Consider the following 16,221-nt stretch of genomic DNA (forward strand, 5'->3'; position numbering starts at 1 on the left):
ATGCATTCTTCGGAAGAACTGTGGACGCAGTGCGTGCGCTGGCTTGAGGCCGAACTGCCCGACAAGGATATCGCGACCTGGATCCGGCCGCTGCACCCCATCGCCTCGCGCGAGCGGTTGCTGCTGCTGGCGCCCAACCGCATCGTCCTGGATCGCGTGCGCCAGGATTTCCTGGGCACCATCCGCCGCGCCGTGCGCGCCAGTTCCGGCGAAACCCTGCCCGAGGTCGAGCTGGCGGTGGGCAGCGCCGAGGTTCGCGCCCCGGCCGCCCCGCCCAGCACCCCCGCCGCCGGCCCCGAGCCGGTGCTGTCGGCTGCCCCGGACGATTCGCCGGTGGCCAACGCGCCGAAGCTGGACTCGCGCTTCACCTTCTCCAATTTCATCGAAGGCAAGTCCAACTCGCAGGCCCGGGCCGCGGCCCAGTACGTCGGCGAGTCGCCGGGCGGGGCCTACAACCCGCTGCTGATCTACGGACCGACCGGGCTGGGCAAGACCCACCTGATGCATTCGATCGGCAACGAGATCCAGCGGCGCAACCCGCAGGCACGCGTCGCCTACCTGTTCGCCGAGCAGTGGATGAGCCAGTACGTCACCGGCGTGCGCCACGGCCGCTGGGACGACATCAAGTCCTACTACCGCTCGGTCGACGCGCTGCTGATCGACGACATCCAGTTCTTCGCCTACAAGGAGAAGACGCAGGAAGAGTTCTTCCATGCCTTCAACTCCCTGATCGACAGCCGCAAGCAGATCGTGCTGACCTGCGACCGCTATCCCAAGGACGTCGACGGCATCGACGAGCGCCTCAAGTCGCGCTTCACCTGGGGCCTGTCGGTGGCGGTGGAAACGCCCGACCTGGAAACCCGCATCGCGATCCTGCAGAGCAAGGCCGAAGCCAGCCACGACATGAAGCTGCCGGACGACGTGGCGATGTTCGTCGCCCAGCGCGTGCGCTCCAGCGTGCGCGACCTGGAAGGCGCGCTGCACCGCCTGGCCGCCAGCGCCCGCTTCCGCGGCGAGCCGCTGACCATCGAGTTTGCCCGCACCACGCTCAAGGACATGCTGGCCGCCTACGAGCGCCAGGTGACCATCGAGAACATCAAGCGCAAGGTGGCGGACTACTACAACATCCGCGTCTCCGACCTGTCCTCGCCGCGCCGCACGCGCACGCTGGCAAGGCCGCGCCAGATCGCGATGGCCCTGGCCAAGGAACTGACCCAGCACAGCCTGCCGGAGATCGGCGAGTCCTTCGGCAAGGACCACACCACCGTGCTGCACGCCTGCCGCAAGGTGGCCGAGCTGCGCGAACAAGACCTGAAGATCCGCGAGGATTACGAAAACCTGCAGCGCCAGCTGGGCTTCTGAAGCCCGCCGGAGCGCCGCGCTAACAAGCTGTGGATCGAGTGCATAGCAAGCTTATGGACAAGGCTTGCAAGAAGCTGTGGATAAATTAAGCTCAATGTTTATCCACAGTTGTCCAGGGGTTGGGCCAGTAGGGTTGCCCAAGGCTGAAAGTACTATTCAAACGATTGATGTGTAAGCATTAATCGAAAGTTATCACCAGCAGCACGCGGTCCTTGTTGTTGTTATTTTTACATCATTAATCAATCTACATATTAATAAGGTGATGTCATGAAACTCCAAGTGGGGAGAAACGAGCTGCTCGCAGCGCTCTCTGCGGTGATCGGTGTGGTCGAACGTCGGCAGACGCTCCCGGTGCTCTCCAACTTCCTGATGGAGACCCGGGAAGACGAGCTGATCGTCACCGGTACCGACCTGGAGATCGAGCTCGAAGCCCGCGCCCGCGTGCAGAACCTCGCCCCCGGCCGCGCCACGCTGCCGGCCCGCAAGCTGTTCGACATCTGCCGCGGCCTGCCCGAGGGCGCGGAGATCTCGCTGGACGTCGCCGGCGACAAGGCCACGCTCAAGTCCGGCCGCAGCCGCTACTCGCTGTCCTGCCTCAAGGCCGACGAGTTCCCGGCCATGGGCCGACTGGCCGAAGGCCGTGAGCTGACGATCTCGCGCCGCGCCATGCGCACGCTGATCGAGCGCACCCAGTTCGCCATGGCGCAGCAGGACGTCCGCTACTACCTCAACGGCCTGCTGCTGGAAGTCACCCCCAAGCGCGTGCGCTGCGTGGCCACCGACGGCCACCGCCTGGCGATGAGCGAGGCGACCCTGGACACCGGCTTCAAGGAAAACCTGCAGGTCATCGTGCCGCGCAAGGCCGTGATGGAGCTGACCCGCCTGCTGGACCCCAGCGAGGAGAACGTCACGCTCAAGATCGCCGCCGGCCAGATCCAGGTCGACGTCGACGTGGTGCGCATGACCTCCAAGCTGATCGATGGCCGCTTCCCGGACTACGAGCGTGTGATCCCGGATTCCGGCGACAAGAAGCTGCAGGCCGACCGCGAGCTGGTGAAGCGCGCCCTGGCCCGCACCGCGATCCTGTCCAACGAGAAGTTCCGCGGCGTGCGCCTCAACCTGGACGGCAGCAAGCTGGTCCTGAACACGCACAACCCGGAGCACGAAGAGGCCGAAGAGGACCTGGAAGTCAGCTACCAGGGTTCGGCCCTGGAGATCGGCTTCAACGTCAACTACCTGCTCGACGCCCTGGGCGCCCTGAGCGGCGAGCAGTTCGTGATGGAGCTGAAGAACTCGGATTCCAGCGGCCTGATCCACGCGGCGGACGATGCCTCCAGCAAGTACGTCGTGATGCCGATGCGCCTGTAAGCGGCATGCTTCACCTCGCCCGGATCGGGGCGGAAAACTTCAGGGTGTTCGAGAAACTGAGCCTGCGGCCCCACCGCAGGCTCAATTTCGTTTATGGGGACAACGCCGAGGGCAAGACCACGCTGCTGGAGCTGGTCTATGTGCTGGCCCGGGGCAAGTCCTTCCGCGGCAGCAGCCTGCAGGACTGCGCCGGGGCTGCCGGCAAGCACTGGCGCCTGCGGGGGCGCTACCAGCAGCAGGACGACGGCCCCCTGGAAGTGGTCGATGCCGGCTGGACCCAGGGCGAGCTGGCGCAGAAGCGGGAAGGGCAGGCGGCCACCCGGCTTGAATTACTCCGTGAATATCCTGTGCAAATCCTTGAACCAGGCTTGCATAAGTTATTGCAGGACGGCCCCAGCTATCGGCGCGGATTCCTGGACTGGGGTGTGTTCCACGTGGAACAGGGCTTTCATGTCACCTGGCGGCGCTTCAGCCGGGCCCTGAGGCAGCGCAACCTGGCCCTGAGGCAGCGGGCACCCGACCGCGAGCTGGAACCCTGGACCCTGGAACTGGCCACGGCCGGCGAGGAGATCCAGCGCTACCGCAAGGCGCAGCTCGAGGCGATCCGTCCTTATATGGACTCCCGGGTGAAGCAGTTGCTGGGCACGGACCAGTGGTCCATGGACCTGCAGGCCGGCTGGGCCGCCGGGCAGGGGCTGAAGGAGTCCCTGGACGCCCACCTGGCGCGGGACCGCCAGCAGGGCATGACCCAGGGCGGACCGCAGCGGGCCGAGCTGCGCCTGCACCTGCACGACCGCCAGACCAAGACCCTGGTCAGCCGCGGGCAGCAAAAACAGCTGATCGCGGCCCTGCTGCTGAGCCAGTGCGAGCTGATCTACCGGACCACCGGAACCGCCCCGATCCTGCTTGTGGATGATTTTGCGTCCGAGCTGGGCGAGGAGTACCAGCAGCGCCTGCTGGGCAGCCTGCTGGAGTACCCCGGGCAGCTCTTCATCACCAGCTTTGCCCCCAGCGGGGTTCTCGAAAAACTGCCCGATGCGGCGGTGTTCCACGTGGAACAGGGCCGCCTCCATCCCGTTTCAGGGTGATGCTCCAAAGGGCCGAACCCCCTGAAAATGCTAAAATGACCGCTTCAACCAGGCCGATTCCATGACTGTTCCGCCGAACAACGAATACGACGAATCCAGCATCCAGCAGCTCGAAGGCCTGGAGGCTGTCCGCAAGCGCCCGGGCATGTACATCGGCGACACCTCGGACGGCACCGGCCTGCATCACATGGTGTTCGAGGTGGTGGATAACTCTGTGGATGAAGCCCTCGCCGGGCACTGCGATGACATCGTCATCCGCATCCACACGGACAACTCCATCACCGTGTCCGACAACGGCCGCGGCATCCCGGTGGGCATCAAGTTCGACGACAAGCACGAGCCCAAGCGCACCGCCGCCGAGATCGTGATGTGCGTGCTGCACGCCGGCGGCAAGTTCAACCAGAACAGCTACAAGGTCTCCGGCGGCCTGCACGGCGTGGGCGTGTCCTGCGTCAACGCCCTGTCGAGCAAGCTGGAGCTGACCATCCGCCGTGACGGCCAGAAGCACTTCCTGGAGTTCCACCGCGGCGCGGCGCAGAACCGCCTGCTCGAGATCCAGAACGGCGTGGAAGTTTCGCCGCTGAAGGTCCTGGGTCCGGCCGAGGGCCGCGGCACCGAGGTGAAGTTCCTGGCCGACGAGGAAATCTTCGGCAAGGTGGAATGGCACTACGACATCCTGGCCAAGCGCCTGCGCGAACTGTCCTTCCTCAACAACGGCGTGAAGATCCGCCTGCACGACGAACGCAGCGGCCAGGAGGAGAACTTCGCGTTCTCCGGCGGCGTGAAGGGCTTCGTCGAATACATCAACCGCGCCAAGACCGCGCTGCATCAGAAGGTGTTCTACGCCAGCGGGGCCTCCATGGTCTCCGCCAATACTGGCGGCCCGGTCGAGATCATCGTGGAAGTGGCGATGCAGTGGAACGACAGCTACCAGGAACAGGTGCTGTGCTACACCAACAACATCCCGCAGTCCGACGGCGGCACGCACCTCACCGGCCTGCGCGCCGCGATGACCCGCGTGATCAACAAGCACATCGAGGAAACCGGCGTCGCCAAGAAGGAGAAGGTCGACATCTCCGGTGACGACATGCGCGAAGGCCTGGCCTGCGTGCTGTCGGTGAAGATGCCGGATCCGAAGTTCGCCTCGCAGACCAAGATGAAACTGGTCTCCTCCGAAGCGCGCCCGGCGGTGGAAGAAGTGGTGGCCGAGAAGCTCGCCAACTTCCTGCTGGAGAATCCCGGCGAAGCCAAGATGATCACCGCCAAGATCGTCGAGGCCGCCCGCGCCCGCGAGGCGGCCCGCAAGGCCCGCGACATGACCCGCCGCAAGGGCGTGCTCGACGGCATGGGCCTGCCCGGCAAGCTGGCCGACTGCCAGGAGAAGGACCCGACCAAGTCCGAACTGTTCCTGGTCGAGGGTGACTCCGCAGGCGGCTCCGCCAAGCAGGGCCGCGACCGCCAGTTCCAGGCGATCCTGCCGCTGAAGGGCAAGATCCTCAATGTCGAGCGCGCGCGCCTGGAGAAGATGCTGTCCTCGCAGGAAGTCGCCACGCTGATCACGGCGCTGGGCTGCGGCATCGGCAAGGACGAGTTCAAGCCCGAGAAGCTGCGCTACCACCGCATCATCATCATGACCGACGCGGACGTCGACGGCTCGCACATCCGCACGCTGCTGCTGACCTTCTTCTACCGCCACATGTTCACGCTGGTGGAGCGCGGCCACATCTATATCGCGCAGCCGCCGCTGTACAAGGTGAAGTCGGGCAAGCACGAAACCTATGTGAAGGACGACCACGCCCTGCACGACTGGCTGATCGCCACCGCGCTCAACGACGCCCACCTGATCCCGGGAGGCGGCCAGGCTCCCCTGGAGACGGCCGAGCTGGAGCGCCTGGTGCGCGACTATGCCGCCGTGCAGGCCAGCCTCGACCGCCTGGGCCGCCGCTACGACGAGCGCGTGCTGCAGGCGCTGTGCCGCCTCGCGCCGCTGCCCGATGAAGCCGGCCTGCCGGGCTGGGCCGAGCGCTTCTACTCCGAGCTCAACGTCGGCAGCCTTGACGGCCAGTTCACGGTGGAAGCCCGCATGGGTGCAGAAGGTCCGCTGCTGCAGGTCTCGCGCCGCGCCCATGGCGCCACGCAGATCTTCAACTTCGGCCACGAGTTCTTCAACGGCCTGGACTACCGCCGCATGGCGACGCTGCGCGAGACCACCGCCAGCCTGATCGGCGAAGGCGCCACCATCCGCCGCGGCGATCGCGCCACGGCCGTGGTGCACAGCATCGACGAGATCCATGACTGGCTGCTGTCCGAGGCGCGTCGCGGCCTGGGCATCCAGCGCTACAAGGGCCTGGGCGAGATGAACCCCGAACAGCTGTGGGAGACCACGCTGAACAAGGCCAACCGCCGCCTCGTGCGCGTCGCCATCGAGGACGCCGTCGCCGCCGACCAGATCTTCACCATGCTGATGGGCGAGCAGGTGGAACCGCGCCGCGACTTCATCGAGAAGAACGCGCTGCTCGTCAGCAACCTGGACCTCTAAGGCCGAGACTGCATGAAGTCGCTGAACGTCGAGCTGGCGGATCGCAGCTACCCGATCCGCATCGGTGCCGGCCTGCTCGCCGACGCCCGGCAGTACGCCGAGGTCGAGGGTCGCCGGCTCAAGCTGGTGACCGACGGCAACGTCGCGCCGCTGTACCTGGCGCATGTGCTTAAGGCATTGAATTTAAAGGAAGAAGACGCTCTGATCCTGCCTGCGGGCGAGGAGCACAAGAGCTGGGCCACGGCCGAGAAGATCCTCGACTGGATGCTGGCCTCGCGCCTCAACCGCGACGGTCTGCTGCTGGCCCTGGGCGGCGGCGTGATCGGCGACATGGCCGGCTTTGCCGCCGCGATCTACCAGCGCGGCATCGACTTCATCCAGCTCCCGACGACGCTGCTGGCGCAGGTGGATTCCTCGGTCGGCGGCAAGACCGGCGTCAACCACCCGCGCGGCAAGAACATGATCGGCGCCTTCCACCAGCCGCGCCTGGTGCTGGCCGACACCGCCGCGCTGCGCTCGCTGCCGCAGCGTGAACTGCTGGCCGGCGTCGCCGAGATCATCAAGTACGGCATGCTCGCCGACAGCGACTTCTTCAAGTGGCTGGAACAGCGCCTCGACGACCTGCTGCTGCTGGATACCGACGCGCTGACCAAGGCGATCTACCGCAGCTGCGAGCTCAAGGCGCGCATCGTCGCGCAGGACGAGCGCGAATCGCTGGCCGGCGGCGCCGGCCCGCGCGCGCTGCTGAACCTGGGCCATACCTTCGGCCACGCCATCGAGACCTACACCGGCTACACGCAGTGGCTGCACGGTGAAGCGGTGGCGACCGGCCTGGTGATGGCCGCCGATCTCTCCGCGCGCCTGGGCTGGATGAGCGCCAAGGACGCCGAGCGCTGCAGCAAGCTGGTGGCACGCGCCGGCCTGCCGGTGAAGCCGCCCGCCGGCATGACGCCGGACCAGTTCCTGGAACTGATGGGCCACGACAAGAAAGTCGCCGCCGGCAAGCTGCGCCTGGTGCTGATGCGCGGCCTCGGCCTGGCCGTGGTCAGCGGCGACTTCGATCCCGCCGCGCTGCGCGCGACGCTGGAGCATTTCACGGCAGCGTGATGTTCCACGTTGGCGCGAATCCGCCGCGCTTCGTGTCGCGCCCGCCCTTTAGCCTAGCAATCGACGCTGCAGCAGAGTCTGCATGTCGCGGCGCCCATCGATCACGGCCAGAATGACGACGCTGTGCTCGCGCACGACATAGATCATCCGGTAGGGCTTGAAATGGGCTTGGCGAAAATCCCGGATTCCAAGAGCCGCTAATTCTGGCGGGTACTCGCCGCGATTCGGAAGATCCCTGAGCTTTGCTAGCGCTGCGTGGACGCCATCCAGGACCTTGTCCGCGCGAGCCAGGCCATCCTGCCCGGCGATGTACGCATGGAGCTCGTCGAGGTCACGCAAGGCATCCTGCGTGACAGCGACACTGAATTTCACTTGCTGCCTCGGCGTGAGGCCTTGATGCGATCAATGGCTTCATCGAGCGGAACAACTTTGCCCTCTGCGATTTGCTGCTGCCCCAGTGCAAGAATCTTCAACAGCGCCAGCGTCTCCTGCGTCTGCTCGTAGCTATGGATGTCCTGGAGGACAGCTTTCGCCTCGCCGTTCTGTGTGATCACCATCGCAGGGCCACTCCTCCCAAGATCGCGCACGATCTCCGAGGCGTGGGCCTTTAGATAGCTGATGGGTTTGATGCTGGTGGATAGCTTCATGACGGTCTCCGCGGGCATGACCTGAATTCGGTCCGATTATAGGTCATGTTCTTGAGCCATGTCGGAACCCCGAGGCTCCACCCCGGGGAGCGTAAAGTCATTACACTTTGCGGACCTATGAGCGACCTCGCCCCCTACGCTGCCAGTGAAGCGCACTCGCGCGGACGCCTCCATGGTGAACCGCCGCCGGGCAATCGCGGCGAGTTCCAGCGCGATCGCGATCGCATCATCCACTCCGCTGCGTTCCGCCGGCTCGAGTACAAGACGCAGGTCTTCATCAACCATGAAGGCGATCACTTCCGCACGCGGCTGACGCACTCGCTGGAAGTGGCGCAGCTGGCGCGCACGATCGCGCGCAACCTGCAGCTCAACGTTGATCTCTCCGAAGCGATCTCGCTGGCGCACGACCTCGGCCACACGCCCTTCGGTCATGCCGGCCAGGATGCGCTCAACGGCTGCATGCAGCCTTACGGTGGCTTCGAGCACAACCTGCAGTCGCTGCGCGTGGTCGATCACCTGGAAGACAAGTACGCGAGCTTCCGCGGACTCAACCTCTGCTACGAAACACGCGAGGGCATCCTCAAGCATTGCTCGGTGAAGAACGCGCGCAAGCTCGGCGAGATCGGCGAGCGCTTCATCAAGCGCCAGCAGCCGGGACTGGAAGCGCAACTGGCGAATCTCGCCGACGAGATCGCGTACAACAACCACGACATCGACGACGGCCTGCGCGCCGAACTGCTCAGCGTGGACCAGATGCGCGAGGTGCCTTTGTTCCGACGGCATCACGACGCTGCGCTGAGCGCGCACGGTGCGCTCAGCATCAAGCAGGCACGGCACGAAACCATCCGCCGCATCATCAACACGCTGGTGGTGGACCTCACCGAAACCTCGCGCGCCAATCTTGCCGCGGCGAAGTTGAAGCACATCGACGAAGTGCGCGCCGCGCCGAAGCCGCTGATGGCTTACAGCGAAGACGTGGCGGAAGAATCGCGCGCGCTGAAGAAGTTCCTGTTCGAGAACCTGTACCGCCATCATCGCGTCTACCGCATGACGGTGAAGGCGCAACGCGTGGTGCGCGAGCTGTTCGAGACGCTGCACGGCGATGTCCGTTTGCTGCCGCCGGATTTCTACGACGAGGCCAAGCTCGCCGAAGACGAAGCCGGCCGCGCGCGCGTGGTGGCGGATTACATCGCGGGCATGACGGATCGCTATGCGCTGGATGAGCACGAGCGGCTGTTCGATCCGCGGCGGTTGAGGTAGCGATCTTTCCGTAGATGTGGTGAGCGCAGCGAACCGCATCAATGTGCAAGCAACGCGACCGATGCGGTTCGCTACGCTCACCAGCATCCTACGCATCCACCGATCCGTTCCTCCCGAGTGCCGCGTCCCTCGATACAACCCGCCAGGGCGGGTCACTCGGGATGACCGGGCGACGGTGTATCGAGGGGCGCGCCGCCCGCTGTTCCACGTGGATTGATCGCCGCCCTTGCCAGGTAGGAGCGAGCTTGCTCGCGACCTGTCCGGGCGGGCGACCCCCCAGCGGGTCGCGAGCAAGCTCGCTCCTACATCGGCCAAACGTTCGCAAAATTCCAAGCCTATGAATTTGCGCGATAATTAACTGACCGCCCGGTCAGGTATAGTCCGTTTGCAGTTATCCGTTTGGGGTTGTCGGCCGCCGCCACCCCCTCCCTACGCTCCCAGGGCGCAAATCGCGCATGCGAGGGAGAGAGACAAAATGAAAGCGGCACACCTGCTGTTGATGCTGGGACTGACGGCGCTGGCAGCGCCGGCGCAGGCCCTGAACATCGTGTTGTCCAACGATGACGGCTTTGAAACGGCCAATGTCCGTGCGCTGTACCAGCGGCTGAAGGCGGCGGGGCATGACGTGATCCTGTCGGCGCCCACGCAGAACAACAGCGGCAAGGGCGGGTCGATGAACTTCCTGGTGCCGGTGACGCCGATGGCCAAGGCCAGCCGCCATGGCAGCGTCGCGGCGGGCTCGCCCGGCGTGGGCAAGGATCCGGGCGACGCGGACGTGTTCTACGTCGACGGCACGCCGGTGATGTCGATGCTCTATGGCCTCGACGTGCAGGCGGTGAAGCGCTGGAATGCGCAGCCCGACCTGGTGGTGTCCGGTTTCAACGAGGGCAACAACACCGGGCTGATCAACAACTCTTCCGGCACGGTCAACAACCTGCTCTACGCGATCAACCGCGGCGTACCCGCGATCGCGGCCAGCTACGAGGGCACCGAGGCGCGGGCGCACACGGCGCTGGCCGCCGGCGCGCTGGAGTACGAGATCGCCGACGTGATCGTGAAACTGATCGGCAAGCTGGAAGAGAACCGCGTGGCGGGCCAGAAGCTGCTGCCGCCGGGCGTGGGCATCAACATCAACATTCCCAAGGTGACCGCCGGCCAGGCCGCGGCCCTGCCCTTCCGCTTCGCGCGCATGGGCCTGGCCACCGAGTACCAGCCGGTGTTCTTCGAGAAGCTGTCGGACAGCCCGCTGGCCGTGGGCTTCGGCGCCGGCGTGCCGTTGCCGGGCATCTCGTTTGCCAATGCCAGCATCGCGCCGCCGGCCGGCGTCACCATCGCCACCGACAACGACGCGCTGTCCGAGTACAACGTGATGGAAACGCATGCGATCCCGGTGACCGTGGTCGAGGGCGTGCCGCAGGGCCGCCGCAGCAATGAAGAGCGCGTGAAGATCCAGCTGCGTGGCCTGCTGGGCGCGGCGCCATGAGGCGGCGCCTGGCCTTGGGCCTGCTGGCGGCGCTGGCGCTGGCGGGCTGTGACGACGACAAGGGCCCGGCCGACAACGGCCCCAAAGTGGAACTGCCGGCGATGAGTCCAGGGGCGCATGCCCTGCGCCTGACCGGCGATGCGGCCGGCGTGTCCGGCTGGGGCTTCATGGCCGACGACGGCCGCGGCTTCGTGCAGCTGGCGCCGCAGTCCGATGCGCCCAGCACGGTGGTGTTCACCCGCGCCGGCCGCGGCAAGGCCTGGCGTCGGGTGCCGGCGGCCACCGCGCCCCAGACCCTGGCGGCGGCCCTGGACGAGCCGCAGGCGGCCGCCGCGGCACCGGTGCTGGCCGGCAGTTACGACGCCCTGCTCGGCGGCGCCCCTGCCCGCTTCACCGTGGCGGCCGATGGTGCCCTCTCGGCCGCCAGCGGCGAGTGCACCTTGTCCGGGCGGCTGGACCCGGGCAAGGCCTACGCCGGTGCATTTCCTGTACAGGCAAGTGTCGCTGGCTGCGCGGCCCTGGCGGGAAGTTATCGGGGACTGGCCTTCGCCGATCCGGACGCCAAAAACGCCCGATTTCGGGTCGTTTTACATGACGCCGGCAAAATCATCGATTTCTACGCTTTCGCGCGTTAAAACCCGCTGATTTTGCTTCTTGAGCCCGGCTTCGCCGGGCTTTTTTAATGAACCGGCAAGCTCTTTGCTGTAATAAGGAGGGGCCAAATCGGTTTTGATTGACGCTCTGCGCTGCATTCTTATAATGGAATGTTGCACCGCAGCGATTCGCCCCCCGACTGGCACCCGAACGTGTCCGCAGGCCGCGCCAAAAACCGCAGGCCAGAGGGGAGTGTCGCCGCTGTAAATCTGAAAGCAAGGTAAAACGGTCATGACAACCCAGCAAGGGCTTTATCGCCCCGAATTCGAGCGCGACAGCTGCGGCTTCGGGCTTATTGTGCAGATGGACGATCAGCCTTCCCATTGGGTGGTTGAGACGGCCATTGGCGCCCTTGCCCGCATGACCCACCGCGGCGCCATTGCCGCCGACGGCAAGACCGGCGACGGCTGCGGCCTGCTGATGAAGAAGCCGGACCGCTTCCTGCGCATGAAGGCCAAGGAAGCCGGCATCAAGCTCGACGCCCGCGCGCCCTACGCCGCCGGCAACGTCTTCCTGTCCACCCAGGAATCCAGGGCCGCCCGCGCCCGCGAGCTGATGGCCGAGGCCTGTGCGGCCAACGGCCTGGTGCTGGCCGGCTGGCGCAAGGTGCCGGTCAACCCGGAAGCCTGCGGCGCCGAAGCGCTGCGCACCCTGCCCCTGGTGGAGCAGGTGTTCATCACCGCCGGCAAGGACACCGCCAACTTCGACCTCTCGCTGTTCAAGGCGCGCCGCCGCGCCGAGAAGGCGATCGACGCCGACGGCGACGGCGAGTTCTACATCACCTCGCTGTCCTCGCGCGTGCTGGTGTTCAAGGGCCTGGTCATGCCCTCGTACCTGCCGGTCTTCTACGTGGACCTCAGCGACGAGGACCTGGAGAGCTCGCTCTGCGTGTTCCACCAGCGCTTCTCCACCAACACCATGCCCAAGTGGCGGCTGGCGCAGCCGTTCCGCTTCCTGGCGCACAACGGCGAGATCAACACCGTCGCCGGCAACCGCAAGTGGGCGACGGCGCGCGCCAAGAAGTACCAGTGCGCCAACCTGCCGGACATCCCCGAGATCGCACCGCTGGTGACGATGGACGGCTCCGACTCGCAGTCGCTCGACAACATGCTGGAAGTGCTGCTGGCCGGCGGCATGGACCTGTTCCAGGCGATGCGCGCACTGATCCCGCCCGCCTGGCAGAACGTCGAGAACCTCGACGCCGACCAGCGCGCGTTCTACGAATACAACTCGCTGCAGATGGAGCCCTGGGACGGCCCGGCCGGCATCGTGCTGACCGACGGCCGCTACGCCGCCTGCGCCACCGACCGCAACGGCCTGCGCCCCACCCGCTACGTCATCACCCGCAACCGCGTGCTGACCATCGCCTCCGAGATCGGCGTGTACGACTACGCCCCGGAGAGCGTGCTGGAGAAGGGCCGCCTGCGCCCCGGCCAGATCCTGGCCGTGGACACCGAGAGCGGCGCGCTGATGCGCCCCGCCGACATCGACCGCATGCTGGCCGGACGCCGTCCGTACAAGCAGTGGCTCAAGCAGGGCATCAAGCGCCTGGAAGCAGTGCTGATCGACGACGCCGGCAAGCTCGAGAAGCTGCCTGCCGGCGAGGTCAACATCTACCAGAAGCTGTTCGGCCTCTCCTATGAAGAGCGCGACCAGGTGCTGCGCGTGCTGGCCGAGAGCGGCCAGGAGACCGTGGGCTCCATGGGCGACGACACCCCGTTCGCGGTGCTGTCGCAGAAGGAACGCTCGCTGTACGACTACTTCCGCCAGCAGTTCGCGCAGGTGACCAACCCGCCGATCGATCCGCTGCGCGAGCAGATCGTGATGTCGCTGGAATGCTCGCTGGGCGCCGAGCACAGCATGTTTGCCGAGACCGCCGAGCGCGCGCAGCGCCTGCTGGTGGACTCGCCGGTGCTGAGCGAGACCAAGTTCCGCAAGCTGCTGTCGCTCAACGACCAGGGCTACCCGCACGTCGTCATCGACCTGAACTACCACCCCTCGCTGGGCCTCGAGGACGCGGTGCGCCGCATCTGCGACCAGGCGGTGGAGGCGGTGGCCAGCGGCAAGGTCATCCTCGTGCTGTCCGACCGCGCCATCGCCAAGGGCAAGCTGCCCGTGCATGCGCTGCTCGCCACCGGCGCGGTGCATCACCGCCTGACGCTGGAAGGCTCGCGCTCGGACTGCAACATCGTGGTGGAAACCGCCACCGCGCGTGACCCGCACCAGTTCGCCTGCCTGATCGGCTACGGCGCCTCGGTGATCTACCCCTACCTCGCCTACGCCAGCCTCTACGACATGGCCGAGCGCGGCGAGATCAAGGGCAAGGAGCTGCCGTACCTGGCGCAGGCCTATCGCAAGGGCATCAACAAGGGCCTGTACAAGATCATCTCGAAGATGGGCATCAGCACCATCGCCAGCTATCGCGGTGCGCAGCTGTTCGAGACCGTCGGCCTGCACGACGAAGTGGTGGAGCTGTGCTTCGAAGGCACCGTCAACCGCATCCAGGGCGCGCGCTTCGCCGACCTGCAGGCCGAGCAGGCCGTGCTGGCGGCGCTGGCCTGGAACCCGCGCAAGCAGCTCGACCAGGGCGGCCTGCTCAAGTACGTGCACAACGGCGAGTACCACGCCTACAACCCGGACATCATCAACACCCTGCACGCGGCCGTGCAGTCCGGCGACTACGGCAAGTACAAGGAATACGCGGAGCTGGTGAACCACCGCCCCGTGGCGATGTTCCGCGACCTGATCAAGTTCCGCGGCAGCATCCAGCCGATCGACATCAGCGAAGTGGAACCGGTCGAGTCGATCCTCAAGCGCTTCGACTCCGCCGGCATGTCGCTGGGCGCGCTGTCGCCCGAGGCGCATGAAGCGCTGGCCACGGCGATGAACCGCCTGGGCGGCCGCTCCAACTCCGGTGAAGGCGGCGAAGACCCCAAGCGCTACGGCACCGAGAAGAACTCCAAGATCAAGCAGGTGGCCTCCGGCCGCTTCGGCGTGACTCCGGCGTACCTGTCCAGCGCCGAGGTGCTGCAGATCAAGGTGGCGCAGGGCGCCAAGCCCGGCGAAGGCGGCCAGCTGCCCGGCGACAAGGTCAACGACATGATCGCCGGCCTGCGCTACGCCAAGCCCGGCGTCGCGCTGATCTCGCCGCCGCCGCATCACGACATCTACTCCATCGAAGATCTCGCGCAGCTGATCTTTGACCTCAAGCAGGTCAACCCGGCGGCGCTGGTGTCGGTGAAGCTGGTGTCCGGCCCCGGCGTGGGCACCATCGCGGCCGGCGTGGCCAAGGCCTATGCCGACCTGATCACCATCTCCGGCTACGACGGCGGCACCGGCGCCTCGCCGATCACCTCGGTGAAGTACGCGGGCACGCCCTGGGAACTCGGCCTGTCCGAGACCCACCAGACCCTGCGCATGAACGGCCTGCGCGAGAAGGTCCGCGTGCAGACCGACGGCGGCCTCAAGACCGGCCTCGACGTGGTCAAGGCCGCGGTGCTGGGCGCGGAAAGCTTCGGCTTCGGCACCGCGCCGATGGTGGCGCTGGGCTGCAAGTACCTGCGCATCTGCCACCTCAACAACTGCGCCACCGGCGTTGCCACGCAGGACAAGGTGCTGCGCCTGTCGCACTTCATCGGCCTGCCGGAAATGGTGATGAACTATTTCCGCTTCGTCGCCGAGGAAACCCGCGAGTGGCTCGCCGCCATCGGCGTGCGCTCGCTGGTGGAGCTGATCGGCCGCACCGACCTGATGGAGATCTCGCCCGGCGAGACCGACAAGCAGAACAACCTCGACCTGTCGCCGCTGCTGTCGTCGGCCGGCATGGTTCACCAGTCGGGCCACAGCTGCGTCTCCGGCAACCCGCCGCATGACCGCGGCGAGCTGGCCGAGCAGATGGTCAAGGACACGCTGTCCGCCATCGAGAGCAAGACCGGCGGCAGCTACGACTACAGCGTGAAGAACGTGCACCGCTCGATCGGCGCGCGCCTGTCCGGCGAGATCGCCAAGCGCCACGGCAACCTCGGCATGTCCGACGCGCCCATCACCCTGCGCCTGACCGGCACCGCCGGCCAGTCCTTCGGCGTGTGGAACGCCGGCGGCCTGCACCTGGAGCTGGAAGGCGACGCCAACGACTACGTCGGCAAGGGCATGGCCGGCGGCCGCATCGTGATCAAGCCGCCGCGCGGCAGCCGCTTCAAGAGCAACGAGACCGCCATCATCGGCAACACCTGCCTGTATGGCGCCACCGGTGGCTCGCTGTTTGCTGCGGGTACCGCGGGCGAGCGTTTCGGCGTGCGCAACTCCGGCGCGCTCACCGTGGTGGAAGGCTGCGGCGACCATGGCTGCGAATACATGACCGGCGGCGCCGCGGTGATCCTCGGCGAGTGCGGCGTGAACTTCGGCGCCGGCATGACCGGTGGCTTCGCCTACGTGCTGGACGAGTCGCGCAGCTTCGTGGACCGCTACAACCACGAGCTGATCGACACCACCCGCATCGTGGCCGAGCACATGGAAGCGCACCAGCACTACCTGCGCGCGCTGATCCAGGAGCACGTCACCGCCACCGGCTCGGCCTGGGGTCAGCAGATCCTCGACGACTGGCGCGATTTCGTCGGCAAGTTCTGGCTGGTCAAGCCGAAGGCGGCCGACATCGGCTCGCTGCTCGTTGCAATCAAGGCCGCGGCTTAACCGCCCCGCGACCCAGGGAAACAA

At 66.2% G+C, this 16,221-nt stretch carries 11 protein-coding genes; 9 read left to right on the top strand and 2 right to left on the bottom strand.

Annotated features, from left to right (window positions below; translation table 11 throughout):
- The 5 genes from dnaA (at position 1) to aroB (ending at position 7,464) form a co-directional block, all read left to right on the top strand.
- Complete coding sequence (gene dnaA / locus D0B54_RS00005; protein WP_117288162.1) at positions 1 to 1,362, top strand: chromosomal replication initiator protein DnaA; 1,362 nt, start codon at positions 1 to 3, stop codon at positions 1,360 to 1,362.
- Positions 1,363 to 1,629: 267 nt separating this feature from the next.
- Positions 1,630 to 2,730, top strand: coding sequence for a DNA polymerase III subunit beta (gene dnaN / locus D0B54_RS00010; RefSeq protein ID WP_117288163.1), 1,101 nt, complete (start codon positions 1,630 to 1,632; stop codon positions 2,728 to 2,730).
- A 5-nt stretch (positions 2,731 to 2,735) separates the two neighbouring features.
- On the top strand, positions 2,736 to 3,818 hold the full coding sequence (gene recF, locus D0B54_RS00015; RefSeq protein ID WP_117288164.1) for a DNA replication/repair protein RecF: 1,083 nt from the start codon (positions 2,736 to 2,738) through the stop codon (positions 3,816 to 3,818).
- Positions 3,819 to 3,879: 61 nt separating this feature from the next.
- The gene (gene gyrB / locus D0B54_RS00020; RefSeq protein ID WP_117288165.1) at positions 3,880 to 6,357 is read left to right on the top strand and encodes a DNA topoisomerase (ATP-hydrolyzing) subunit B; all 2,478 of its coding nucleotides are present in this window, start codon (positions 3,880 to 3,882) and stop codon (positions 6,355 to 6,357) included.
- A gap of 12 nt (positions 6,358 to 6,369) precedes the next feature.
- Positions 6,370 to 7,464, top strand: coding sequence for a 3-dehydroquinate synthase (gene aroB, locus D0B54_RS00025; RefSeq protein WP_117288166.1), 1,095 nt, complete (start codon positions 6,370 to 6,372; stop codon positions 7,462 to 7,464).
- 48 nt (positions 7,465 to 7,512) lie between these two features.
- Here aroB and D0B54_RS00030 read toward each other — a convergent pair whose 3' ends face one another.
- On the bottom strand, positions 7,513 to 7,836 hold the full coding sequence (locus D0B54_RS00030; protein ID WP_117288167.1) for a type II toxin-antitoxin system RelE/ParE family toxin: 324 nt from the start codon (positions 7,834 to 7,836) through the stop codon (positions 7,513 to 7,515).
- On the bottom strand, positions 7,833 to 8,111 hold the full coding sequence (locus D0B54_RS00035; RefSeq protein WP_117288168.1) for a type II toxin-antitoxin system Phd/YefM family antitoxin: 279 nt from the start codon (positions 8,109 to 8,111) through the stop codon (positions 7,833 to 7,835). Before D0B54_RS00035 ends, D0B54_RS00030 begins: the two co-directional genes overlap by 4 nt.
- Positions 8,112 to 8,228: 117 nt before the next feature.
- On the opposite strand from D0B54_RS00035, the gene D0B54_RS00040 reads away from it, so the two are divergent.
- From D0B54_RS00040 to gltB, 4 genes are all read left to right on the top strand, one after another.
- Entirely contained in the window at positions 8,229 to 9,371 is a 1,143-nt protein-coding gene (locus tag D0B54_RS00040; RefSeq protein ID WP_117288169.1) for a deoxyguanosinetriphosphate triphosphohydrolase, read from the top strand.
- Positions 9,372 to 9,846: 475 nt separating this feature from the next.
- Positions 9,847 to 10,854 (top strand): 5'/3'-nucleotidase SurE, encoded by a 1,008-nt coding sequence (locus D0B54_RS00045; RefSeq protein ID WP_117288170.1) that lies wholly within the window; start codon positions 9,847 to 9,849, stop codon positions 10,852 to 10,854.
- Positions 10,851 to 11,489, top strand: a complete 639-nt coding sequence (locus tag D0B54_RS00050; protein ID WP_117288171.1) for a hypothetical protein — start codon at positions 10,851 to 10,853, stop codon at positions 11,487 to 11,489. Before D0B54_RS00045 ends, D0B54_RS00050 begins: the two co-directional genes overlap by 4 nt.
- A 250-nt stretch (positions 11,490 to 11,739) precedes the next feature.
- The gene (gene gltB, locus D0B54_RS00055; RefSeq protein WP_117288172.1) at positions 11,740 to 16,197 is read left to right on the top strand and encodes a glutamate synthase large subunit; all 4,458 of its coding nucleotides are present in this window, start codon (positions 11,740 to 11,742) and stop codon (positions 16,195 to 16,197) included.
- Positions 16,198 to 16,221 lie beyond the last annotated feature (24 nt).

Origin of the sequence: Solimonas sp. K1W22B-7 (genome assembly GCF_003428335.1) — a bacterium.
Taxonomy (GTDB): Bacteria; Pseudomonadota; Gammaproteobacteria; order Nevskiales; family Nevskiaceae; genus Solimonas_A.